Below are 21,174 nucleotides of genomic sequence, written 5' to 3'. Positions count from 1 at the left end.
TCCCGTTCTTGAGAGCTTATTAGCCCAGCCGTGGCTGACAAGCGGCCACGAAATGACTATCTCGTGTGTGTATCCACCTTTTCCTCTCGCGGAGATAGGGATGAACCGGGACGGAACAATGGCAACAGGTGAAATTGGCGACAGCACGGATGCCGCGGGACTGGCCGCCCTGATCTCGCGCGCGAGCGCCGAGACCGGCGGGCGCGGGCTGCCGCCCGTCGAGCGCTGGAACCCGCCGTTCTGCGGCGATATCGACATGGAGATCCGCGCCGACGGCACGTGGTTCTATCTCGGCACGCCCATCGGCCGCGCGCCGCTGGTGCGGCTTTTTTCCACGGTGCTGCGCAAGGACGAGGACGGGAAGACCTATCTGGTGACGCCGGTCGAGAAAGTCGGCATCCGCGTCGCGGACGCGCCGTTCCTCGCCGTCGAGATGAATGCAAGCGGGGAGGGCGCGGCGCAGGTGCTGACCTTCCGCACCAATGTCGGCGACGTGGTGGAGGCGGGGGCGGAGCATCCCCTGCGCTTCGTGATCGCCGGCGAAAACAGCGAGCTGAAGCCCTATCTTCTCGTGCGCGGCCGGCTGGAGGCGCTGGTTTCGCGGGCGGTGATGTACGATCTGGTGGAGCTTGGCGAGACGGTCGAGATCGACGGCGTTCCGATGTTCGCGGTGCGCTCCAGCGGCGTGGTCTTCCCGGTCATGCCGGCGGCCGAGCTGGATGCCTTGTCCCGATGAGCTTTGCGCCCTACAGCGCCGCGGAGTTCCGCCGCCGGGCCATCGAGCAGAACCTGACGCTCGGCGAGGAGAGCTGGCGTGATCATGGCGACAGCCTGCTCAATCCCGGCGTCATTCCCCATCTGGAGGATATGAAGCTGCGCGATGCGGCGGTACTGATCCCCGTCGTCGACGACGGGGAGGAGGCGCGCGTCATCTTCACCCAGCGCACGGCGACGATGCGCAAGCATTCCGGCCAGGTCGCCTTTCCGGGCGGGGCGGTGGACGCGGAGGACGAGGATGCCGAGGCGGCCGCGATGCGCGAGGCGGAGGAGGAGATCAGCCTCGACCGCCGCTTCGTCGAGCCGGTCGGGCGGCTGCCGCAGTACAAGGCGCTTTCCGGCTTCTCGATCACGCCGGTGCTGGCGGTCGTGCGGCCGGGTTTCGAGCTGGTCCCCAACCCCGCCGAGGTGGAGACGGTCTTCGACGTGCCGCTCTCCTTCCTCATGGATCCGCGCAACCATGAACAGGGCAGCGGCATCTGGCTCGGCGGCGAGCGGCATTATTATCGCATGCCCTATGAGGGGCATAATATCTGGGGCATCACCGCCGGCATCGTGCGGGTGATCTATGAAAGGCTTTATGCATGACGTCTGTCTCGGGCGAGGCGTGGTTTTCCGATCCGGCGCTCGTGCGCGTGCTGGCCTTGCTCAATAGCGACGGCGGCGAGGGGCGCGTGGCGGGCGGGGCCGTGCGCAACAGCCTGATGGGCCTGCCGGTGGCCGATGTGGATATCGCGACGACGCTGCGGCCGGAGGCGGTGGTCGAGCGCGCGAAGGCGGCGGGCATCAAGGCGGTGCCGACGGGCATCGAGCACGGCACGGTGACGCTGGTCATCGACGGCACGCCCTTCGAGGTGACGACGCTGCGCCGGGACGTTTCGACCAATGGCCGCCACGCGGACGTCGCCTTCGGCACGGACTGGCAGACAGACGCCGAGCGGCGCGACCTCACCATCAACGCGCTCTATGCGAAGCAGGACGGGACGGTGGTCGACCTGGTGAACGGCCTGCCGGATATCGAGAGCCGCACGGTCCGCTTCATCGGCGATGCGGCAACGCGCATCGCGGAGGATCACCTGCGCATCCTGCGCTTCTTCCGTTTCTTCGCGCTCTACGGCAGCGGCCGGCCGGATGCCGAGGGCCTGAAGGCCTGCGCGCGGGCGAAGGCAAGCCTTGCGAAGCTTTCCGCCGAGCGGGTCTGGTCCGAGACGAAGAAGCTGCTCGGCGCGCCCGATCCCGGCCGTGCGCTGCTGTGGATGCGGCAGGCGGGCGTGCTGACGGAAATCCTGCCGGAGACGGAAAAGTGGGGCATCGACGCGATCCCCGGCCTGATCGCGGCGGAAAAGGCTTTTGGCTGGAAGCCGGACGCCATGCTGCGCCTTGCCGCCATGGTGCCGGCCGACCGGGAACGGTTGAAGACGCTCGCCGGGCGCCTGCGCTTTTCGAAGGCGGAAGCCGCGACGCTCGACCATTGGGCGGCCGCCCCCGAGATCGCGCCGAAACTGGCCGAGACGGCCTTCGACCGGCTGCTCTATCGGAACGGACCTTCGGGGCTGACCATGCGCCTCAAGCTGGCGCTCGCCGCTGCGCGCGCACGCGGGCTCGGCGATCCCGAGGCGCTTGCCTTTTCCGGCCTCTGCCAGCGTCTTCTGACGCGCGCGGAGAAGTGGCGCAAGCCGTCCTTCCCGCTGACGGGTGCGGATGTGCTGGCCGCGGGCGTTCCCGCCGGGCCGACGGTCGGCGCGGCGCTCTCGGCCATCGAGGACGAGTGGGTGGCCGGGAACTTTCATGAGGATCGGGCCAGGCTGCTTTCGCGGCTGGATGCCTTTGTGAAGGCTAATTGACGCCCAAAGGCCCCTCTGCCTGCCGGCATCTCCCCCACAAGGGGGGAGAAAGATAGAGGCTTGCTCGCCGTTCTATAACGAATGCCAACGGGGCGGCACGTTAAGCCCCTCCCCCTTGTGGGGAGGGGTTGGGGAGGGGCCTTTCCTCACCGACAGCAACCGGCCAGCGAGGGCCCTTCCTCCGTCAGGCGGCATCCGCCGCCTTTTCATCGACGATGCGTTCCTTGATGTGCTCGACCATGCTTTCCCGGATGGTGGTTTCACCATGGGCCGTGCGCATGTGCTCCACCGCGCGGCGGACGACTTCGGCGTCGTCATGGGCGCGCGTGTGCCAGTCGCATCCGGGGACGAGTGAACCGCATTCAAAAAGTCTCATGACTATCTCCTGTCGTTTCAACGGGACGAGTATAGCAGATGAGGCCGTTCCGGCCAAACCGCGACGGGTCTGCGGCCGTGTCGGCCGTCTTCGGAAACGGCGAAGCTTGCGTCCGGTTCCCCGCCGTCAGGCGGCGTCCTCGTCCCTGGCCCAGCAGTCGAAGCAGGCGGACGAGCCGAGCGGCTCGGGCCTTGCCCTGCGCCCGGCGATGGTGTGGACGTTTTCGCGGGAAAGCCGCAGCCGGGCCTCCTCGACGAAATAGGCATGCGGCAGGTCCATGCCGCTCTCGGCGCGGATGGTTTCGGCGTAACGGTCGAGAAAATCGGCGGATTGCGGGTCGAGGCCCGAATGCACTGCGTCCTGCATCTTATTGATCATGACTGCCTCCTCCGTGGAATCATGCTGGAAGCATCGTACCACCGAGGAAAGGCAAACCGTAATCACAAGCGCGCTAGCGGCTCACGGCCAGCGCACCACCGGGGGCATGGAGGAGAGGATGGAATCGACGTTGCCGCCGGTCTTCAGGCCGAAGATCGTGCCGCGGTCGTAGAGCAGGTTGAACTCGACATAGCGCCCGCGCCGCACGAGCTGCTCGTCGCGGTCCTCCTCCGTCCAGCCCTTGTTGAAGTTGGAGCGAACGATCTTCGGATAGACCATGGCGAAGGCGCGGCCGACATCCTGCGTGAAGGCGAAGTCGGCATTCCAGCCGCCGAGCTCTTCCGGCGAATGCAGCCAGTCGTAGAAGATGCCGCCGGTGCCGCGCGGCTCGTTCCGGTGCTTGAGGAAGAAGTATTCGTCGCACCAGTCCTTGAACTTCGCATGGTCGGCGACGGGATGGCGGTTGCAGGCGATCTCCATCGCCTTGTGGAAGAGGGCGGTGTCCGGGTCGCTCATCACGCGGCGGCGGTCGAGCACCGGCGTCAGGTCCGCGCCGCCGCCGAACCAGCGGCTGGTGGTGACGACCATGCGGGTGTTCATATGCACGGCCGGCACGTTGGGGTTCACCGGATGGGCGATCAGCGAGATGCCGGATGCCCAGAAGCGCGGGTCTTCGCTCGCGCCGGGAATCTGGCCGCGGAATTCCGGCGAGAACTCGCCATGGACCGTTGACGTATGGACGCCGACCTTTTCGAAGACGCGGCCTTCCATCATCGACATGCGCCCGCCGCCGCCTTCGCCGCCCTCGCGCAGCCAGTCCTTGCCGACGAAGCGGCCGGGCGGCAGGTCGGAGAGGGGGCCTTCCAGCTCGTCCTCGAGGGCCTCGAAGCTGGCGCAGATGGCGTTGCGCAACTGCTCGAACCAGGCGCGCGCCATGGCCTTCTTGTCTTCGATGTCCTCGGGCAGGCCCTTCGGCAGGTCTGGTCGTTCCATGATATTTCCCGCTGGGATGTTTCCCGCTGGCGGCCGCGCCGCCGAATCGCATTTCGGCCACAGTCGTTAACTTTGCCCTTTTTTGCAACCGCGTGGGCGAAATGAGCGCCCGGCGCAGGACTCGCAAAAGGGCAGGCGCTGGCCTATCTTCCTTTATTGAAAGTGCAGCAAGACGTTTCACGCGGCTTCGGATGCAAACGCCGGATCCGCCCTGGAGGAAACCTGCATGGCGCGCATTCCGGGACCGCCCCTTGAAGGCCTGAGGCGCCAGATCGAGCGCCGCCGCCGCGAAAAGCCCTTTCGCGGCGAGGGGCATTTCGTGCGCGAGACCTTCTGCCTCGAACGGCAGGCGGCGCGGGATAAGGCGCGCGAATGGTTCGATCTCTGGCCGAAAGCCGCCTACTGGACCGAGGTGGAAAGCTGGCGGATGCTGGAGGGCGACCGCATCGAATTCACCATGCGCCGGTTGCCGAGCGCCGATTGAGGCGGGCCTGACGACAGCGTGATCGGCAAGCTCGATTGACGGCGAACCCGCGCGCCCCTATCTTGCGGCCATCGTCATCAACAGAAAGGCGCCGTTGCGGTTCTCAAGCACGGCTCATAGTCCTTGTTCGAACTCGCGATCGCTGTCTTCCTCATTCTCCTGAACGGGGTTTTTGCCCTTTCCGAACTTTCCATCGTTTCCTCGCGCAAGCCGCGCCTCAAGACCATGGCCGCCCAGGGCTCGCGTGGCGCCGCATCGGCGCTGAAGCTTGCGGAAAATCCCGGGAAATTCCTCTCCACCGTCCAGATCGGCATCACGCTCATCGGCATCCTGGCCGGCGCCTTCTCCGGTGCCGCGCTCGGCGGGCGCCTGCGTGACATCCTCTTTGCCGAGGGCGTGCCGGACTGGCTCGCCGACCCGCTCGGCTACGGTATTGTCATCTTCGTCATCACCTTCCTGTCGGTCGTCATCGGCGAGCTGGTGCCCAAGCAGATCGCGCTGAAGAACCCCGAGCGCTTCGCGACGCTGGTCGCGCCGGCCATGTCGCTGATGTCCAAGATCGGCGCGCCGGCCGTCTGGGTGCTGGACGCCTCGACACGGGTGATCTTCCGCCTGCTCGGCCAGCACGAGGTCTCCGAAAGCGTCGTCACCGACGAGGAGATCAAGACCATCGTCGCCGAAGCCGAGGCCGCCGGCGTCATCGAGGGCGGCGAGAAGCTGATGATCGCCGGCGTCATGCGCTTTTCCGACCGCGAGGCGCGCGGCCTCATGACGCCGCGCAACGACGTCGACTGGATCGATCTCGGCGATACGATGGAAGAGATCCGCCAGCAGCTCACTGAAAGCCCGCATTCGCGCATGCCGGTCGCCGATGGGGGGCCGGAGACTATCGTCGGCATCGTGCAGAAGCGCGAGATGCTCTCTGCCATGCTGACCGGCCAGCCGCTCGACATCCGCTCCTTCGTCCGCCCCGCGCCCATCGTGCCCGACACGATGGATGCGATGCGCGTGCTGGAGGCGCTGCGCAATTCGGAAATGCCGATCCTGCTCGTCCATGACGAATACGGCCACTTCGAGGGGATCATCACCCCCGCCGACGTGCTGGAGGCGATTGCCGGCGTGTTCCGCGCCGATATCGAGGAAGGCGACGACGAATATGCGGTGCAGCGCGAGGACGGCTCCTGGCTCATCGCGGGCTCCATGCCCATCGACGAGATGGCCGACCGCCTCGGCCTGACCCTGCCGGCCCGCCGCAGCTACCAGACGGCCGCCGGCCTCGTCATCGAGTCGCTCCAGAAGCTGCCGAAGACCGGCGAGATCACCGAAACCCAGGGCTGGCGCTTCGAGGTGGTCGACATGGACGGCCGGCGCGTCGACAAGCTTCTCGCCTCGCGGCTCGATTAAGCCGGATCGGGCTCGAGCAGTCTCGGGCCCGGACCTTCCGCCGCCAGCGTATCCAGCGGATTGCGCAGCGGGCATTCCCGCATCGAAAGGCAGCCGCAGCCGATGCAGCCGTCGAGCTGGTTGCGCAGCTTCGTGAGTCGCGCGATGCGGTCGTCCAGAAATGTGCGCCAGGTCTGCGAGAGTTTTCGCCAGTCCTGCGCGGTGAGCGGCCGGTCGTGCGGCAGCACGGAGAGCGCATCGGCGATCTCGGCCAGCGGAATGCCGGTGCGCTGGGCGACCTTGATCACCGCGACGCGGCGCAGGATGCTGCGCGGATAGCGCCGCTGGTTGCCGCGGTTGCGCTGGCTGCGGATCAGCCCTTTCGTTTCGTAGAAATGCAATGTGGAAACCGCGACGCCGCTGCGTTCGGCGACTTCGCCGACGCTGAGCTCGCGCGGCATGGCATCGTTCGGACATTTTTCCGTCATGGCTGTTGACCTCAACTTTACTTGAGGTTTTATACCAGCCGCTCCCTGCTTTTCCAACACGGAGCGAAACCGCATGACAGACAGACTGACCATCGCCCTCATCTATGGCAGCGGCCGGCAAGGGCGCTTTGCCGATACGATCGCGGGGTGGCTGGAACCGGAGCTTGCCGGGTTCGGCCAGTACGACATCATCCGCATCGACCCGGCAGAACTGACCTTCACGCCCGGCGGCCTCGACGAGCCCTCGGCGGAGCGGGTCGAAAGCCTGATCCTGCAGGCGGATGCCTTCCTGATCGTCACGCCGGAATACAATCACGCCTATCCGGCCGCGTTGAAGGCGATCATCGATTGCTGCTTCCGGCCCTGGCACGCCAAGCCCATCGCCTTCGTTTCCTATGGCGGCGTCTCGGGCGGGCTCAGGGCGGTGGAGCAGTTGCGGCTGGTCTTCGCCGAGCTTCATGCCGTGGCGATCCGCGACACGGTGAGCCTCCCCCATGCCTGGACGCAGTTCGATCCCGCCGGCAATCCATTCCGCCCCGGCCAACTCAGCGGCCAGCTCGCCATGTTGATGAAGCGGCTGACCTGGTGGGCGAACGCGCTGAAGGCGGCGCGCATCGCGACGCGCTATGACGAGGTGGCGGCATGAGGCCCGATCATTACGCGACGGCCGAGGTCGCCCGCTCGCCGGAGGAATACCGGCGCAACGCGACGCTGCTTTTCGTCAGCACGCTTACCATCATGTCCGGCGCGACGATCTCCGCCTCGCTTCCGGGCATCGCGGCGCGGTTCGCCGAGGTGGAGAGCGTCGCGCTACTCAGCCGGCTCGTGCTGACGCTGCCGGCGGTGTTCATCGCGCTGTTCTCGCCGGCCGCGGGCTTTCTCGTCGACCGCTTCGGTCGCAAGCCCCTGCTGCTCGCCTCGCTCGCGCTCTTTTCCGTCGCGGGCGCCTCCGGGCTGGTGCTCGATACACTGCCCGGCCTTCTTGCCGGCCGGGCGGTGCTCGGCATCGCCGTCGGCGGCATCATGACGGCGACGACGGCGCTGGTCGGCGACTTCTTCCAGGGGCCGGCGCGCGACCGCTACATGGGCCTGCAGCAGGCCTTCGTCGGCATCGGCGGGACGATCTTCCTGACGGGCGGCGGCTTCCTTGCGGAAATCCACTGGCGCGGGCCGTTCCTCATCTATACGGCGGCGATCCTGCTGCTGCCCGCGGCGCTGGCCTTCCTGCCGGAGCCGCAGCGCGTGCGCCGGGCTGGGGTGGTGGCGGGGGAGGAGAGGCTCGGCGGTCGAAAGATGGCGCTGCTCGGCCTCCTGTTCCTCGCGGCGGCGGTCAACATGATCGCCTTCTACATGATCCCCACGCAGCTTCCCTTCTTTCTGGAACGCCTCGGCTTTACCGCACCGAGCCTTGCGGGCGCGGCCATCGGCGCGGGGCAGCTCGTCGGCGTGGCGAGCGCGCTCGCCTTCGCGCCCTTCCGCCGCCGGCTGGGGATCATGGGCGTCTTCGGCCTCGGCTTTGCGTCCGCCGGGCTTTCCTTCCTCCTGTTGTCGATGGTGGAGAGCTATGCCGGCGTGCTTCTGGCCATGGCGGTTTCGGGTATCTGCATGGGCACGATCATGCCGAATTTCGCCGCGGCCGCGATGCTGTTGGCGCCGCCCGCCCTGCGCGGGCGCGTGTCGGGGCTGCTCGTCTCCAGCATCTTCGCCGGCCAGTTCCTCTCGCCCATCGTCTCGCAGCCGCTGATCGGCCGCTTCGGATACGGAGGCGCCTATGGGCTTGTCGGAGCAGTGGTGCTGGCCATCGGCCTCGTCGCCTTCGCCGCGCGGCCGGCGCGGTCGGGCGATGGCTAGGTCAGGCAAAGCCCGTCTGGCGCAGCGCCTCGCCGCAGATCATGGCGGCGGAGAGCGCGACGTTGATCGAGCGCTGGCCCTCGACCATGGGAATGAGCACCCGGCCGTCCGCCGTCTCGTGCACGCGGTCCGGCACGCCGGCGCTTTCGCGGCCGAAGAGCAGGATATCGTCCGGCCGGTAGGCGAAATCCGTATAGAGGCCCGCCGCCCTCGTCGAGGCGAGCACGAGCCGGCGGCCGCTCGCCGCCCGCCATTCCTCGAAACGATCCCAGCTGACATGCCGCGTCAGCGTCACGGCGGCGAGATAATCCATGCCCGCCCGCTTCAGGCTGCGGTCGGAAATGTCGAAGCCGGCCGGCTCGATGATGTCGACGGCGAGGCCGAGGCAGGCGGCGAAACGCAGGATCGTGCCGGTATTGCCGGCGATGTCGGGCTGGTAGAGGGCGATGCGCAGGTCGGACATGGCCTGTCGCCTAATGGAGATGTGGCGGCAAGGCAACAGAATTGGCCGCAGATGCGAATTTGCGACAAAGTGTCTGGAAAATTGCGTCATTCCGGGTTAACCAGAAGCCATCTGCAACGCGAGAAAGAAGGAGGACCATGATGAATAACACGCATCGGCTACGCCTCCCGGCTGGAATCACGCCTCTTCTCGCTTAGGCATTTCGCCGCCCGGATTCCCAGATTGCCTTCAGTTCAAATCGCCATGTGACGCTTTTCGTCACCGCGGCAAATTTACCGGAACCTCGTTCCCGACAGCGCCCGTTTTGCGCCGTCCGTGCCGGTTCCGCCTTTCTATTACGGAGAAAGCCATGTTCGGCTGGTTCGAAAGACGTTTGAATCCCTATCCCGCGGAGGCGCCCTCGCTTCCGCCCAAGGGGCTTTTCGCCTTCCTTTGGCACTATACGCGCCCCGCGGCGCCGTGGCTTTTCGTGCTCGGCTTCTGCTCGATGGTGCTCGGCATTGCCGAAGTCCTGCTCTTCCAGTTCCTCGGCAATATCATCGACTGGCTGTCCGCGGGCGATCCGGGCACGTTCCTTGCCCGCGAGAGCGGCACGCTGGTCTGGATGGCCGTGCTGCTGCTCGTCCTCATCCCGGGCTTCGGCGCGCTGCACACCATGACAATGCACCAGGCGCTCGCGGGCAATTTCCCGATGATCGCCCGCTGGCAGATGCACCGCTACCTGATCCGCCAGAGCATGACCTTCTTCTCCAACGAGTTCGCCGGCCGCGTCTCGACGAAGGTGATGCAGACGGCGCTCGCCGTGCGCGAGACGGTGATGAAGATCATCGACGTCTTCATCTATGTGGTGAGCTATTTCATCTCGATGATCGCGATCATCGCCTCGGCGGACCTGCGGCTCGTCGTGCCGCTGGTCGTGTGGTTCGTCTTCTATGTGAGCATCCTGCGCTACTTCGTGCCGAAGCTGATGGTGGTTTCGCGCGAGCAGGCGGATGCGCGCTCGATGATGACGGGCCGCATCGTCGACAGCTACACCAACATCGCGACCGTCAAGCTGTTCTCGCATGCCGGCCGGGAGGAGACCTATGCCCGCGAGGGCATGGACGGCTTCCTGCAGACCGTGCACAGGCAGATGCGCCTCATCACGCGGTTCAACATCCTGATCGACCTCAACAATGTCGTCGCGATGTTCCTGACCGCCGCCGTCGGCATCCATTTCTGGATGGCGGGCGACGTGACGGTGGGTGCCGTCGCCGTTGCCGTCGGCCTTTCCATGCGCATCAACGGCATGTCGCAGTGGGTGATGTGGGAAGTGACCGCGCTCTTCGAGAATATCGGCACGGTCTATGACGGCATGGGCATGATGACCAAGCCGCACGACATCGAGGACGAGCCGCAGGCTCCGGCACTGCCGGCCGCCAGGGGCGCCATCGGCTTCGACCGCATCCGCTTCCAACGGCAAGAACAAGGGCGTGATCGAGGACCTGTCGCTCAATATCGGGGCGGGCGAGAAGGTCGGCCTCGTCGGCCGTTCCGGCGCCGGCAAGACGACGCTGATGAACGTGCTGCTGCGGTTCTACGATCTCGAATCCGGCAGGATCACCATCGACGGCAGGGATATCGCGACGGTGACGCAGGACAGCCTGCGCTCGCAGATCGGCGTGGTGACGCAGGATACCTCGCTGCTCCACCGCTCGATCCGCGACAACATCGCCTACGGCAAGCCGGATGCGAGCGACGCGGAGATCATCGAGGCGGCAAGGCGGGCCAATGCCTGGGACTTCATCGAGAGCCTCAGCGACCAGCAGGGCCGTTCCGGCCTCGACGCGCAGGTCGGCGAGCGCGGCGTGAAGCTCTCCGGCGGCCAGCGCCAGCGCATCGCGATCGCTCGCGTCTTCCTGAAGGACGCGCCGATCCTGGTGCTGGACGAAGCGACCTCGGCGCTCGATTCCGAGGTCGAGGCGGCGATCCAGGAAAACCTCTTCGCCCTCATGGAAGGCAAGACGGTGATCGCCATCGCCCACCGCCTCTCGACGCTGACCGAGATGGATCGCCTCGTCGTGCTCGACAAGGGCCGCATCCGCGAGATGGGTACCCATGCCGAGCTGGTCGCCAACGGCGGCATCTATGCCGACCTGTGGACCCGCCAGTCCGGCGGCTTCATCGCCGACGACACGGCCGAGGCGGACGCGGCGGCGGAATAAGGAAATGACGGCGCCCCGCCCATGGCGGGGCGTTTTCATAACTGTTCTTATCTATTGGTATGTGCGCTTAGGAATGCTATCTTGCCGGCAAAGGAGCATTCCAATGGCGACGATCACCATTTCCCTGCCTGACACCTTGAAATCCTTCGTCGAAAGCCAGATTGAAGCGAAGGGATACGGCAATGTCAGCGAATATTTCCGCAGTCTCTTGCGCGATGCCCAGGAAAAAGAGAACGAAGCGCGGCTCGAGGTCCTCTTGCTGGAAGGGCTGGCTTCCGGCAAGGGAAACGTGCCCGATGCTGCCTTCTGGTCGGACCTGAAGTCCGAGGCGGCTCAGCTTCTTGCAGCACGCCCCCGTAAAAGCGGTGTACGTTGAAAACGACCGTCCTCCCGTCCGCCCGTGCCGATATCCTCAAGCAGATCGGGTATTTCATCGATCTTGGACTGGATCCGGTGGCCGACCGCTTCCTCGCGGCCGTGCGCATGGCGATCGATCATGTCTCAAACACGCCGCATGCGGGGTCGCCGCGGCCAATGAAGAACCGCCGGCTGCTTGGCTTGAGGACATGGTCCATCGGCGGATTCGATGAGATAAAGCTCTATTATCTTGTAACGGACGACGAACTTGTCATCGTGCGCGTCCTTCACGGGTGTCGGGACATCAAGGGTATTCTGGAGGTATAGTCCCTTCGCCCACCTTGCCGATCTTTAATTTGCCCGCCGTGCAAAACGGCCTATATCGGGGGCATGATCTTCCGGCCGCTTTTCTCCTTCTTCGAGAACTGGATACAGCCCTTCGCGCGGCGGGATGACCTGCGGCCGCCGCAGGGGCTCTTTGCCTTCGTCTGGTTCTATGTGCGCCAGGCCAAGGCGCCGTTCGCGGCGCTTCTGGTGCTGGGCGGCATCACGGCGGGGATCGAGGCGGCGACGTTCTGGTTCGTCGGGCGGCTCGTCGACATGCTGGCGACGGTGAAGCCGGGCGAGGGGTGGGACGGGCTTCTTGCCGCGCATGGGACGGAGCTGTTGCTGATGCTCGGGCTTATCGGCGTCGTGCGCTTCGTCGTCGCCTTCCTGACGGCGCTCGTCGACCAGCAGGTCATTACCCCCGGCTTCTACAATCTGGTGCGCTGGCAGTCCTATGTGCATGTCGCGCGCCAGTCGCTCTCCTTCTTCCAGAACGATTTTTCCGGGCGTATCGTCACCAAGGTCTGGTCGGCGGGGCAGGCGACGGGCGATGTCATCACCTCCTTCATGGAGAGCATCTGGTTCGTGACGATCTACACGGCCTCGACGCTCGTGCTGCTCGGCCAGCTCGACCTCAGGCTGGCAGCGGTCCTCTTCGTCTGGCTGGCGGTCTTCGCGGTTCTGGCGCGCTATTTCGTGCCGCGCATCCGCGAGCATTCACGCCTTTCGGCCGAGGCCGCCTCGATGATCAGCGGGCGCATGGTCGATGCCTATTCCAATATCCAGACCCTGAAGCTCTTCGGCCGCGACGAGGCGAACGACCGCTACATGCGCAGCGGCTTCGATACGTTCCAGGGAACGATCCTCGCCTTCACGCGGCTCCTGACGTCGCTGCGCGCCTCGCTCGCCTTCCTTTCCGGGCTGATGATCGCCGGCATGGCGGTGCTGTGCATCCATCTCTGGCTCGGCGGCATCATCAGCTCGGGCGCCGTCGCCTTCACCATGGCGCTGGTGCTGCGGCTCAATTTCCTGCTCAACCGCCTGATGACGCAGCTCAACAGCATCATGCGCAATATCGGCACGATCCAGAATTCGGCCGACCTCATCTCCCAGCCGATCGGCCTGGTCGACCGGCCGGACGCGGCCACGCTGACGGTCGCGCGGCCGGAGATCCGCTTCGAGAACGTCCGTTTCCACTACGGCCGCCCCTCGGGCGTCATCGACGATCTCTCGCTGTCGATCCGGCCGGGCGAGAAGGTCGGCATCGTCGGGCGGTCGGGGGCGGGCAAGTCGACCCTCGTCAATCTGCTGCTACGCTTCTACGACCTTGAAGGTGGGCGCATCCTCGTCGGGGGCGAGGACATCGCCGCCGTCACGCAGGAGAGCCTGCGCGCCAATATCGGCATGGTCAGCCAGGACACGGCGCTGCTTCACCGCTCGATCCGCGACAACATCCTCTTCGGCAACCCGGATGCCAGCGAGGCGGAGATGATCGAGGCGGCGCGCAAGGCCGAGGCGCATGATTTCATCCTCGCGCTCGAGGACCAGCGCGGCCGCAGGGGCTACGACGCCCATGTCGGCGAGCGCGGCGTCAAGCTCTCCGGCGGCCAGCGCCAGCGCATCGCCATCGCCCGCGTCATGCTGAAGGACGCGCCGATCCTCGTGCTCGACGAGGCGACGTCGGCGCTCGATTCGGAGGTGGAGGCAGCCATCCAGTCGAACCTGGAGCGGCTGATGCGCGGCAAGACGGTGCTCGCCATCGCCCATCGCCTCTCCACCATCGCCGCGCTCGACCGGCTGATCGTGCTCGACCACGGCCGCATCGTGGAGGAGGGCGCGCATGGCGAGCTGGTGGCGCGGGGCGGGCTCTATGCGGATCTCTGGTCGCGCCAGTCGGGCGGTTTCCTCGGCCACGAGGCGGCGGCGCAATAGCGACGCCAAGCGTCGTTTTTCCCTCGCTTTTTCAAGCCGGAAGCGCTGGAGGTTCAAGGCGATGCCTGCGGCTTGTCAAGATGCCCCGTTTTTCCCGCGACAATGTGCCCACCTCCTCTTGCCAAGGCTGGACATAATTTGCGATCAAGCATAGAACGCGCCGGATTGACGGGGAATCTATGGCCGTATTGTGTCCGGATCTTGCCGGTTTCCAAAGGGGCGTTGCGGTTTCCGCAGACATTGCGTGAGAGGATGGTTTAGCCGTGAGCGAACACGAGACAACAAGCGAATCCCTGGGCGAGCCCACTCGCCGCGACTTCCTTTACCTGGCCACCGGCATGGCGGGCGTCGTGGGCGGCGTGGCGGTTGCCTGGCCGTTCATCGACCAGATGCGCCCGGATGCATCGACGCTGGCGCTCGGCGCCATCGAAGTCGACGTCTCCAGCCTGACGCCCGGCATGTCGCTGACCGTCAAGTGGCGCGGCAAGCCCGTCTTCATCCGCAACCGCACGGACAAGGAAGTCGAGGAAGCCAAGGCCGTCGCGCTTGCCGACCTCAAGGACCCGGTTGCCCGCAATGCCAACATCGCGGCCGACGCGCAGGCGACCGACCTCGACCGCTCGGCCGGGGAAAGCCGGGAAAACTGGATCATCATGGTCGGCGTGTGCACGCACCTCGGCTGTATTCCGCTTGGCCAGGCCGGCGACTTCGGCGGATGGTTCTGTCCCTGCCACGGTTCGCACTATGACACTGCCGGTCGTATCCGTAAGGGTCCGGCGCCGCAGAACCTCGCCGTGCCGACCTTCTCGTTCATTTCCGACACAGTCATCAAGATCGGTTGAGGGGACTACTGATAATGAGTGCTGAACATTCAACCTACCAGCCGACGACTGGCATCGAAAAATGGGTCGATTCGCGCCTGCCTCTGCCGCGCATGATCCATGACAGCTTCGTTTCCTATCCGGTTCCGCGCAACCTGAACTATGCCTACACCTTCGGCGCCATGCTGTCGGTGATGCTGATCGTGCAGATCCTGACCGGCATCGTTCTGGCCATGCACTATGCCGCCGAAACGACCGTCGCGTTCAACTCGGTCGAGAAGATCATGCGCGACGTGAACCACGGCTGGCTGCTGCGCTACATGCACGCCAACGGCGCATCCTTCTTCTTCATCGCGGTCTATCTGCATATCGCCCGCGGCCTCTACTACGGCTCCTACAAGGCGCCGCGCGAAATCCTCTGGATCCTCGGCGTGGTGATCTACCTGCTCATGATGGCCACCGGCTTCATGGGCTACGTTCTGCCCTGGGGCCAGATGTCCTTCTGGGGCGCCACGGTCATCACCGGCTTCTTCTCGGCCTTCCCGTGGGTCGGCGAGTGGATCCAGCAGTTCCTGCTCGGCGGCTTCGCGGTCGACAACCCGACGCTGAACCGCTTCTTCTCGCTGCACTACCTGCTGCCGTTCATGATCGCCGGCGTCGTCGTCCTGCACGTCTGGGCGCTGCACGTCACCGGCCAGACGAACCCGACCGGCGTCGAGGTGAAGTCCAAGACCGACACGGTCGCCTTCACGCCCTACGCGACGCTGAAGGACGCCCTCGGCGTCTCGGTCTTCCTGATCGTCTTCGCCTGGTTCATCTTCTACATGCCGAACTATCTCGGCCACCCGGACAACTACATTCCGGCGGATCCGCTGAAGACCCCGGCCCACATCGTTCCGGAATGGTACTACCTGCCGTTCTACGCGATGCTGCGTGCCATCACCTTCAATGTCGGCCCGATCGACTCCAAGCTCGGCGGCGTCCTCGTGATGTTCGGCGCGATCATCGTGCTGTTCTTCCTGCCGTGGCTCGACACCTCCAAGGTTCGCTCCGCCGTCTACCGCCCGTGGTACAAGCTGTTCTTCTGGATCTTCGTGGCGAACGCCATCATGCTCGGCTGGCTCGGCGCACAGCCCGCTGAAGGCATCTACGTCGTCCTTTCCCAGCTCGGCACGCTCTACTACTTCGGCTTCTTCATCGTCCTCATGCCGCTCCTCGGCCTGATCGAAACCCCGAAGCGCATTCCGAATTCGATCACGGAAGCGGTTCTGGAAAAGAAGAACGCAAAGCTGGCCAAGGCCTGAGACGAGCGACGAAAGGAACCATGACAATGAAAAAGCTTGTTGCAGGCATTCTGTCGCTCGCCCTCGTCGCCGGCCTCGGCGTCTCCCTCGCCACGGCGCAGGAAGACCACGCGGCTGCCGGCGGTGCGGAAGCGGAACACGCCACGCCGCATTACCCGATCCACCACCCGAAGCAGCAGAGCTGGACCTTCGCCGGTCCCTTCGGCAAGTATGACAAGGGCCAGCTGCAGCGCGGCCTGAAGGTCTACACCGAAGTCTGCTCGGCCTGTCACTCGATGAGCCTGGTGTCCTTCCGCACGCTGGAAGGCCTTGGCTACTCCGAGGCGCAGGTGAAGGCCTTCGCGGCGAACTACGAAGTGCAGGACGGCCCGAACGCGGACGGTGAGATGTTCACCCGCAAGGCCATCCCGTCCGACCACTTCCCGTCGCCCTACGCCAACCACGAGGCGGCTGCCGCCTCGAACAATGGCGCGGCTCCGCCGGACATGTCGCTGCTCGCCAAGGCACGCGGCATCACCCGCGGCTTCCCGCAGTTCGTCTTCGACATCTTCACCCAGTATCAGGAAGGCGGGCCGGACTATATCTACTCGCTGCTGACCGGTTACGACGAAGAGAAGCCGGCGAATATCGAACTCGCGGAAGGCACGCACTACAACCCGTATTTCGCCGGGGCCGCCGCGCTTGCGATGGCAAAGCCGATCTCCGACGACCAGGTCACCTATGACGACGGCTCGCCGCAGACGGTCGACCAGTATGCCCGCGACGTCGCTTCCTTCCTGATGTGGGCCGCCGAGCCGCACCTGGAAGAGCGCAAGCGCACCGGCTTCATGGTCATGGTCTTCCTGGTGATCTTCACCGGCCTGATCTACCTGACGAAGAAGTCGGTCTACGCGAACAAGGAACACTGAGCGGTCTTTCCGCTCTGTCGAAAAGGCGGCCTTCGGGCCGCCTTTTTTGTTGTGGGGTGCGCATGCACCTGCAATAACCGGGCGAAGCCCTCCGCAGTCGGGAAATCCCATGTCCAGTCTTGAGCAAGAACTCGTCGCAGCGATCCGCAACATCCCGGATTATCCGAAGCCGGGCGTCATGTTCCGCGACATCACCACGCTGCTCGGCAATCCGCGCGCCTTCCGCCGCGCGGTGGACGAACTGGTGCATCCCTATGCCGGCATCGGCATCGCCAAGGTCGCGGGCATCGAGGCGCGCGGCTTCATCCTCGGCGGCGCCATGGCGCACCAGCTGTCGACCGGCTTCGTGCCGATCCGCAAGAAGGGCAAGCTGCCGCACGAGACCGTGCGCGTGGCCTACAGCCTGGAATACGGTGTGGACGAGATGGAGATGCACAAGGACGCCATCACCCCCGGCGAGAAGGTGATCCTCGTCGACGACCTGATCGCCACCGGCGGCACGGCGGAGGCCGCCGTCAAGCTTCTGCGCCAGATGGGGGCCGATATCGTCGCCGCCTGTTTCGTCATCGACCTGCCGGACATCGGCGGCCGCAGGAAGCTGGAGGCGCTCGGCGTCGAGGTGCGCACGCTGGTGGCGTTCGACGGGCATTGAGCGTGTTGGTCTGAATTTCTCGATTGGTTTGGGGTGTTCGGCCCCTCATCCGGCCTGCCGGCCACCTTCTCCCCGCAAGCGGGGAGAAGTTGATATGCCGTGCCGTTTTCCCTGAACTCTTACGTCGCGTGGGGCGCGTCCCACGCCTGCGGGGAAAGGGTGAGGGGCAACCCGGGCGGCACGCCGGAAAAGACCGGCCCCGCCGTCAGACGAATTCCAGTACCGTGCTCTCGAAGCGGATGACCGGCTCGCCGTTCTGGTTCCGGCCGGCGCAAAGGATCGTGTTCAAGAGCCGGTCTGTCCGCGAGGTGACCGCGCGGGAGCCGAGGAGCGTCACCGAATAGGTGATCGTGTCGCCGGCGAAGACCGGCTTCAGCCAGGCGAGCCCGGTGAAGCCCGGGGAGGGGCCGAGTTTCGGCGGCGCGATGCCTTCGGCGGCAAGGCGCCTGCATTCGTCCGCCCAGAACGACACGAAGCATTTCATCCAGCCGGCGCTGGTGTGCCAGCCGGAGGCACAGAGCCCGCCGAAGAGGGCATTCCTCGCCAGTTCCGGATCGAGGTGGAAGGGCTGCGGATCGAAATCCCGCGCGAAGCGCACGATGTCCTCGGCGGTGAAGGCGAGGCTTCCGACCTCGACGGCCTCGCCCGTCGGATAGAGCTCAGCCATGCGCATGGTCGGCATCCTTTCCGGCAAGACGCAGCATGTTGATATAGTCGCAGACCGCGACGATCTCGCCGCGCTGATTCGTCACCTCGGCGCGCATGCGCACGATGCCGAGCTCCGGGCGCGAGCGCGAGACGCGGGCCTCCAGCACCTCGCAATGGCCGTCGAGCGTGTCGCCGGCAAGCACCGGGCGTTTCCATTCCATGCTGTCGACGCCGGGCGAGCCTTCCGAGGTGGAGCCGTCGAGATAGGCGTCGAAGAGCATGCGCATCATGATCGCGCTGGTGTGCCAGCCCGAGGCGGCGAGCCCGCCGAGGATGCTGGCGCGGCCGGCTTCCTCGTCCATGTGCATCGGCTGCGGATCGAACTCGCATGCGAAGGCGATGATCTCGTCCGACGTCAGCGTCCGCTTCGTAAAATCGAAGCGGCGGCCCGGGGGAAAGTCTTCGAATGTATAATTGGCCACGTCCGGTCGTCCTGTTGCGGGCGAACAATGGCGAGCGCGGCGTTGTTTTGCAAGGGCTTGCCAGCCGGCGGGGCGTCGCTAGAGTTTGCCAGGTTCAGAATGAAACTGACAAACTCTAATGCGCGCGCAGGCGGCACGAGGAGACGACGACACATGCAGAGCTTGAAATCCGTGCTCGACGGCGCGGCGGGAGAGGGCATCATCAGCGCCGGGCAGGCCGGCGCGCTGCTGCCCTATATGGAGGCACGCGGCGTTTTCCTGCGCGAGCCACCGGAGGCGGACGCGGTCGATATCGCCGGCCGGGCCGAGGCGCGCGCCATCGCGCCGGTCGAGGACACGGAGGCGCCGCGCTTCGTCCGCGGCTTCCATGACGTGCTGATTACCATCGGCGTCGCCATCGTCATGGCGGGCGTGCTGGGCATCGGCTCCGTCCTTGCCGCGCTGCCGGTCATCGTCATCCTGGCGGAAATCCTGGTGAAGCGGCAGCGGCTTGCCCTGCCGGCGGTTCTGCTCACCGTCCTTTATGTCTATTGCATCTTCGTGGCGGTGATGCTGGCCTATGACGCGTATCTCGACGGGCAGGCGGATCCGTATCTGCGCTTCCTGCTTGTCGTGCTGCCCCTTGCCGTCCTGCTGCCGCCATTCTACTGGCGTTACCGCATTCCGCTGTCGCTGAGCCTCTGGTTCCTGTCGCTCGCGGCCGTCGCGCTCGGGGCCGTCTTCCTCGCGCTGACGCGCCTTGCCGGCAGCGCCGACTTCATCGCGGACCGTCCCATGATCTCCGCGGCCATCTTCCTTGCCGCCGCGCTCTCGCTCTATGCGGTGGCGATGTCCTATGACCTGTCGGACCGCTTCCGCGTTTCGCGCCGATCCGACATCGCCTTCTGGCTGCATCTCGTCACGGCGCCCGCGCTGCTCTATTCGACGCTCGCCTTCGTGTTCCTCGGCGATCTTGCCAACAATACGCTGTTCAGCGGCAGCAAGGGACTGCCGGAAGCGCTGGCCGTCGTCGCCGTCGTCGTGGTGCTGATGGGGATCGGGCTCGTCATCGACCGGCGGGCCTTCGTCACCTCGGGCCTCCTGTCGCTGGGGCTCGCGACGGCGAGCCTTTTCAAGCATATGGAGGCGCCGCCGCAGAGCTATGTCTTCCTGACGCTGCTGATCGTCGGCCTCGTCGTGCTGACCATCGGCATCGGCTGGCCGCATTTCCGGCGCTGGGCGATGGCGCCGCTGCCGATCCCGCTCAGGGAAAGGCTGCCGCCCCTGCGGTGAGGGACGGCAGCTGTGGTCTCAAAGGAGCCGAAGCGCCTTACGTGTTGAAGCGGAAGTGGATGACGTCGCCGTCCTGCACCACGTATTCCTTGCCTTCGTCGCGGCCCTTGCCGGCTTCCTTGGCGCCCACTTCGCCCTTGAAGGCGATGTAGTCGTCATAGGCGATGGTGAAGGCGCGGATGAAGCCGCGTTCGAAATCGGTGTGGATGACGCCGGCCGCCTGCGGGGCCTTGGTGCCGCGCACGATGGTCCAGGCGCGGGTTTCCTTGGGGCCGACCGTGAAATAGGTGATGAGGTCGAGCAGGTGATAGCCGGCGCGGATGAGGCGGTCGAGGCCGGCTTCCTCGAGGCCGAGGGCGGAGAGGAACTCGCTGGCTTCCTCTTCCGGAAGCTGGGCGACCTCGGATTCGATGGCGGCCGAGATGATGACGCATTCGGCACCCTGTTCCTTCGCCATCGCGGCGACGGCCTCGGTATGGGCGTTGCCGGTCGCGGCGTCCGCCTCGGCGACGTTGCAGACATAGAGGACCGGGTGCGACGTCAGGAGGTTAAGGCTCTTCAGGACCTCGATCTCTTCCGGCGCCAGCGTCTTCAGGAGAAGGCGGGCCGGCTTGCCCTCGTTGAGCAGCTTGATCACGGCTTCCATGACCGGAAGCTGCGCGATGGATTCCTTGTCCTTGCCGGTGGCGCGCTTGCGGGTCTGCTCGACGCGGCGCTCCAGGCTTTCGAGGTCGGCGAGCATCAGCTCGGTCTCGATGGTCTCGGCATCGGCGACGGGGTTGATGCGGCCTTCGACATGGGTGATGTCGGTGTCCTCGAAGCAGCGCAGCACATGCACGACAGCGTCGACTTCACGGATATTGGCGAGGAACTTGTTGCCGAGGCCTTCGCCCTTCGAGGCGCCACGCACGAGGCCGGCGATGTCGACGAAGGAGATGCGCGTCGGGATGATCTCCTTGGAACCCGCGACGGTGGCGAGCGCCTTCATGCGCGGATCGGGGACCGCCACTTCGCCGGTGTTCGGCTCGATGGTGCAGAAGGGATAGTTCGCCGCCTGGGCGGCCGCCGTCTTGGTCAGCGCGTTGAAGAGGGTCGACTTGCCGACATTCGGCAGGCCGACGATACCGCATTTGAAGCCCATGGAGATGGTCCGTTCGTCTCAAGTAATTCGTTGCCACCGCTATGGGGGAAGGACGGGGCAGGGTCAAGGGCCTCGCGCCCGCGGGCCCT

General features: G+C 65.4%; 23 protein-coding genes and 1 pseudogene. 16 read left to right on the top strand and 8 right to left on the bottom strand.

The window, feature by feature from the left end; translation table 11 throughout:
• Positions 1–118 precede the first annotated feature (118 nt).
• Genes ShzoTeo12_RS10540 through ShzoTeo12_RS10530 form a run of 3 tightly spaced genes read left to right on the top strand, consistent with a single transcriptional unit; the run spans position 119 to position 2,621 of the window.
• Positions 119–736: a DUF1285 domain-containing protein gene (locus tag ShzoTeo12_RS10540; RefSeq protein ID WP_318909641.1), complete on the top strand. Its 618-nt coding sequence runs from the start codon at positions 119–121 to the stop codon at positions 734–736.
• A complete protein-coding gene (locus ShzoTeo12_RS10535) occupies positions 733–1,365 on the top strand; it encodes a CoA pyrophosphatase (RefSeq protein ID WP_318909639.1) in 633 nt (210 codons plus the stop codon). The genes ShzoTeo12_RS10540 and ShzoTeo12_RS10535 overlap by 4 nt, the downstream gene beginning before the upstream one ends.
• Positions 1,362–2,621 carry a CCA tRNA nucleotidyltransferase gene (locus ShzoTeo12_RS10530; RefSeq protein WP_318909637.1) on the top strand — a complete coding sequence of 420 codons (1,260 nt, stop codon included), beginning with the start codon at positions 1,362–1,364 and terminating at the stop codon, positions 2,619–2,621. Before ShzoTeo12_RS10535 ends, ShzoTeo12_RS10530 begins: the two co-directional genes overlap by 4 nt.
• A gap of 184 nt (positions 2,622–2,805) precedes the next feature.
• Here the strand turns inward: ShzoTeo12_RS10530 and ShzoTeo12_RS10525 are convergent, their stop codons facing one another.
• The 3 genes from ShzoTeo12_RS10525 to hemF all read right to left on the bottom strand — a co-directional run bounded on the left by ShzoTeo12_RS10525 (position 2,806) and on the right by hemF (position 4,368).
• Positions 2,806–2,997, bottom strand: coding sequence for a DUF1059 domain-containing protein (locus ShzoTeo12_RS10525; protein WP_119256993.1), 192 nt, complete (start codon positions 2,995–2,997; stop codon positions 2,806–2,808).
• Positions 2,998–3,123: 126 nt separating this feature from the next.
• Complete coding sequence (locus ShzoTeo12_RS10520; RefSeq protein ID WP_119256994.1) at positions 3,124–3,375, bottom strand: hypothetical protein; 252 nt, start codon at positions 3,373–3,375, stop codon at positions 3,124–3,126.
• 81 nt (positions 3,376–3,456) lie between these two features.
• Entirely contained in the window at positions 3,457–4,368 is a 912-nt protein-coding gene (hemF, locus tag ShzoTeo12_RS10515; protein ID WP_318909635.1) for an oxygen-dependent coproporphyrinogen oxidase, read from the bottom strand.
• 226 nt (positions 4,369–4,594) lie between these two features.
• Here hemF and ShzoTeo12_RS10510 point away from each other — a divergent pair, with 226 nt between their 5' ends.
• On the top strand, positions 4,595–4,852 hold the full coding sequence (locus ShzoTeo12_RS10510; protein WP_119256996.1) for a hypothetical protein: 258 nt from the start codon (positions 4,595–4,597) through the stop codon (positions 4,850–4,852).
• A 123-nt stretch (positions 4,853–4,975) separates the two neighbouring features.
• The gene (locus ShzoTeo12_RS10505) at positions 4,976–6,256 is read left to right on the top strand and encodes a hemolysin family protein (protein ID WP_119256997.1); all 1,281 of its coding nucleotides are present in this window, start codon (positions 4,976–4,978) and stop codon (positions 6,254–6,256) included.
• Here the strand turns inward: ShzoTeo12_RS10505 and soxR are convergent.
• Complete coding sequence (soxR, locus tag ShzoTeo12_RS10500; protein WP_119256998.1) at positions 6,253–6,723, bottom strand: redox-sensitive transcriptional activator SoxR; 471 nt, start codon at positions 6,721–6,723, stop codon at positions 6,253–6,255. The two genes, ShzoTeo12_RS10505 and soxR, sit on opposite strands and share 4 nt — an antisense overlap.
• A gap of 73 nt (positions 6,724–6,796) precedes the next feature.
• On the opposite strand from soxR, the gene ShzoTeo12_RS10495 reads away from it, so the two are divergent.
• Both ShzoTeo12_RS10495 and ShzoTeo12_RS10490 read left to right on the top strand, forming a co-directional pair.
• Positions 6,797–7,369 carry an NAD(P)H-dependent oxidoreductase gene (locus ShzoTeo12_RS10495; protein WP_318909632.1) on the top strand — a complete coding sequence of 191 codons (573 nt, stop codon included), beginning with the start codon at positions 6,797–6,799 and terminating at the stop codon, positions 7,367–7,369.
• Positions 7,366–8,574, top strand: a complete 1,209-nt coding sequence (locus ShzoTeo12_RS10490; RefSeq protein WP_318909631.1) for an MFS transporter — start codon at positions 7,366–7,368, stop codon at positions 8,572–8,574. The genes ShzoTeo12_RS10495 and ShzoTeo12_RS10490 overlap by 4 nt, the downstream gene beginning before the upstream one ends.
• A 1-nt stretch (position 8,575) precedes the next feature.
• On the opposite strand, the gene ShzoTeo12_RS10485 is transcribed toward ShzoTeo12_RS10490, so the two are convergent.
• Positions 8,576–9,037 carry a tRNA (cytidine(34)-2'-O)-methyltransferase gene (locus tag ShzoTeo12_RS10485; protein WP_119257001.1) on the bottom strand — a complete coding sequence of 154 codons (462 nt, stop codon included), beginning with the start codon at positions 9,035–9,037 and terminating at the stop codon, positions 8,576–8,578.
• A gap of 349 nt (positions 9,038–9,386) precedes the next feature.
• On the opposite strand from ShzoTeo12_RS10485, the pseudogene ShzoTeo12_RS10480 reads away from it, so the two are divergent.
• The 8 genes and pseudogenes from ShzoTeo12_RS10480 to ShzoTeo12_RS10445 all read left to right on the top strand — a co-directional run bounded on the left by ShzoTeo12_RS10480 (position 9,387) and on the right by ShzoTeo12_RS10445 (position 17,542).
• Positions 9,387–11,241, top strand: a pseudogene (locus tag ShzoTeo12_RS10480) (ABC transporter ATP-binding protein).
• Positions 11,242–11,344: 103 nt separating this feature from the next.
• Positions 11,345–11,617, top strand: a complete 273-nt coding sequence (locus ShzoTeo12_RS10475; RefSeq protein ID WP_318909630.1) for a type II toxin-antitoxin system ParD family antitoxin — start codon at positions 11,345–11,347, stop codon at positions 11,615–11,617.
• Positions 11,614–11,925 carry a type II toxin-antitoxin system RelE/ParE family toxin gene (locus tag ShzoTeo12_RS10470; RefSeq protein ID WP_318909629.1) on the top strand — a complete coding sequence of 104 codons (312 nt, stop codon included), beginning with the start codon at positions 11,614–11,616 and terminating at the stop codon, positions 11,923–11,925. The genes ShzoTeo12_RS10475 and ShzoTeo12_RS10470 overlap by 4 nt, the downstream gene beginning before the upstream one ends.
• Before the next feature lie 63 nt (positions 11,926–11,988).
• Positions 11,989–13,857 carry an ABC transporter ATP-binding protein gene (locus ShzoTeo12_RS10465; protein WP_318909627.1) on the top strand — a complete coding sequence of 623 codons (1,869 nt, stop codon included), beginning with the start codon at positions 11,989–11,991 and terminating at the stop codon, positions 13,855–13,857.
• Positions 13,858–14,120: 263 nt separating this feature from the next.
• Positions 14,121–14,699 (top strand): ubiquinol-cytochrome c reductase iron-sulfur subunit, encoded by a 579-nt coding sequence (gene petA / locus ShzoTeo12_RS10460; protein WP_119257006.1) that lies wholly within the window; start codon positions 14,121–14,123, stop codon positions 14,697–14,699.
• A gap of 14 nt (positions 14,700–14,713) precedes the next feature.
• Complete coding sequence (locus ShzoTeo12_RS10455) at positions 14,714–15,982, top strand: cytochrome b (protein ID WP_119257007.1); 1,269 nt, start codon at positions 14,714–14,716, stop codon at positions 15,980–15,982.
• 26 nt (positions 15,983–16,008) lie between these two features.
• Entirely contained in the window at positions 16,009–16,890 is an 882-nt protein-coding gene (locus tag ShzoTeo12_RS10450; RefSeq protein WP_119257008.1) for a cytochrome c1, read from the top strand.
• A gap of 109 nt (positions 16,891–16,999) precedes the next feature.
• Positions 17,000–17,542, top strand: coding sequence for an adenine phosphoribosyltransferase (locus tag ShzoTeo12_RS10445; RefSeq protein ID WP_318909624.1), 543 nt, complete (start codon positions 17,000–17,002; stop codon positions 17,540–17,542).
• A gap of 205 nt (positions 17,543–17,747) precedes the next feature.
• On the opposite strand, the gene ShzoTeo12_RS10440 is transcribed toward ShzoTeo12_RS10445, so the two are convergent.
• Together ShzoTeo12_RS10440 and ShzoTeo12_RS10435 are read right to left on the bottom strand one after the other, a co-directional pair.
• Positions 17,748–18,215 (bottom strand): MaoC family dehydratase, encoded by a 468-nt coding sequence (locus tag ShzoTeo12_RS10440; protein WP_318909622.1) that lies wholly within the window; start codon positions 18,213–18,215, stop codon positions 17,748–17,750.
• Complete coding sequence (locus ShzoTeo12_RS10435; RefSeq protein ID WP_318909621.1) at positions 18,202–18,672, bottom strand: MaoC family dehydratase; 471 nt, start codon at positions 18,670–18,672, stop codon at positions 18,202–18,204. The genes ShzoTeo12_RS10440 and ShzoTeo12_RS10435 overlap by 14 nt, the downstream gene beginning before the upstream one ends.
• A gap of 153 nt (positions 18,673–18,825) precedes the next feature.
• Between ShzoTeo12_RS10435 and ShzoTeo12_RS10430 the strand changes: the two genes are divergently transcribed.
• Positions 18,826–19,944, top strand: a complete 1,119-nt coding sequence (locus tag ShzoTeo12_RS10430) for a hypothetical protein (protein ID WP_318909620.1) — start codon at positions 18,826–18,828, stop codon at positions 19,942–19,944.
• Positions 19,945–19,981: 37 nt separating this feature from the next.
• On the opposite strand, the gene ychF is transcribed toward ShzoTeo12_RS10430, so the two are convergent.
• Positions 19,982–21,085: a redox-regulated ATPase YchF gene (ychF, locus tag ShzoTeo12_RS10425; RefSeq protein ID WP_119257013.1), complete on the bottom strand. Its 1,104-nt coding sequence runs from the start codon at positions 21,083–21,085 to the stop codon at positions 19,982–19,984.
• Between the last annotated feature and the right edge of the window lie 89 nt (positions 21,086–21,174).

Origin of the sequence: Shinella zoogloeoides, assembly GCF_033705735.1 — a bacterium.
GTDB classification, from domain to species: domain Bacteria; phylum Pseudomonadota; class Alphaproteobacteria; order Rhizobiales; family Rhizobiaceae; genus Shinella; species Shinella zoogloeoides_A.
Note: the sequence above shows the minus strand (reverse complement) of the source record. Positions and strands in the feature narration are given on the sequence as shown.

Excerpts from the sequence above, each read along its gene's own strand:
- ShzoTeo12_RS10510 (WP_119256996.1), top strand. The coding sequence starts at position 4,595 with ATGGCGCGCATTCCGGGACCGCCCCTTGAAGGCCTGAGGCGCCAGATC.
- hemF (WP_318909635.1), bottom strand. The coding sequence starts at position 4,368 with ATGGAACGACCAGACCTGCCGAAGGGCCTGCCCGAGGACATCGAAGAC.
- ShzoTeo12_RS10490 (WP_318909631.1), top strand. The coding sequence starts at position 7,366 with ATGAGGCCCGATCATTACGCGACGGCCGAGGTCGCCCGCTCGCCGGAG.
- ShzoTeo12_RS10455 (WP_119257007.1), top strand. The coding sequence starts at position 14,714 with ATGAGTGCTGAACATTCAACCTACCAGCCGACGACTGGCATCGAAAAA.
- ShzoTeo12_RS10475 (WP_318909630.1), top strand. The coding sequence starts at position 11,345 with ATGGCGACGATCACCATTTCCCTGCCTGACACCTTGAAATCCTTCGTC.
- ShzoTeo12_RS10520 (WP_119256994.1), bottom strand. The coding sequence starts at position 3,375 with ATGATCAATAAGATGCAGGACGCAGTGCATTCGGGCCTCGACCCGCAA.
- ShzoTeo12_RS10465 (WP_318909627.1), top strand. The coding sequence starts at position 11,989 with ATGATCTTCCGGCCGCTTTTCTCCTTCTTCGAGAACTGGATACAGCCC.
- soxR (WP_119256998.1), bottom strand. The coding sequence starts at position 6,723 with ATGACGGAAAAATGTCCGAACGATGCCATGCCGCGCGAGCTCAGCGTC.
- ShzoTeo12_RS10535 (WP_318909639.1), top strand. The coding sequence starts at position 733 with ATGAGCTTTGCGCCCTACAGCGCCGCGGAGTTCCGCCGCCGGGCCATC.
- ShzoTeo12_RS10485 (WP_119257001.1), bottom strand. The coding sequence starts at position 9,037 with ATGTCCGACCTGCGCATCGCCCTCTACCAGCCCGACATCGCCGGCAAT.
- ShzoTeo12_RS10430 (WP_318909620.1), top strand. The coding sequence starts at position 18,826 with ATGCAGAGCTTGAAATCCGTGCTCGACGGCGCGGCGGGAGAGGGCATC.
- ShzoTeo12_RS10450 (WP_119257008.1), top strand. The coding sequence starts at position 16,009 with ATGAAAAAGCTTGTTGCAGGCATTCTGTCGCTCGCCCTCGTCGCCGGC.
- ShzoTeo12_RS10440 (WP_318909622.1), bottom strand. The coding sequence starts at position 18,215 with ATGCGCATGGCTGAGCTCTATCCGACGGGCGAGGCCGTCGAGGTCGGA.
- ShzoTeo12_RS10495 (WP_318909632.1), top strand. The coding sequence starts at position 6,797 with ATGACAGACAGACTGACCATCGCCCTCATCTATGGCAGCGGCCGGCAA.
- ShzoTeo12_RS10540 (WP_318909641.1), top strand. The coding sequence starts at position 119 with ATGGCAACAGGTGAAATTGGCGACAGCACGGATGCCGCGGGACTGGCC.
- ychF (WP_119257013.1), bottom strand. The coding sequence starts at position 21,085 with ATGGGCTTCAAATGCGGTATCGTCGGCCTGCCGAATGTCGGCAAGTCG.
- ShzoTeo12_RS10525 (WP_119256993.1), bottom strand. The coding sequence starts at position 2,997 with ATGAGACTTTTTGAATGCGGTTCACTCGTCCCCGGATGCGACTGGCAC.
- ShzoTeo12_RS10530 (WP_318909637.1), top strand. The coding sequence starts at position 1,362 with ATGACGTCTGTCTCGGGCGAGGCGTGGTTTTCCGATCCGGCGCTCGTG.
- ShzoTeo12_RS10445 (WP_318909624.1), top strand. The coding sequence starts at position 17,000 with ATGTCCAGTCTTGAGCAAGAACTCGTCGCAGCGATCCGCAACATCCCG.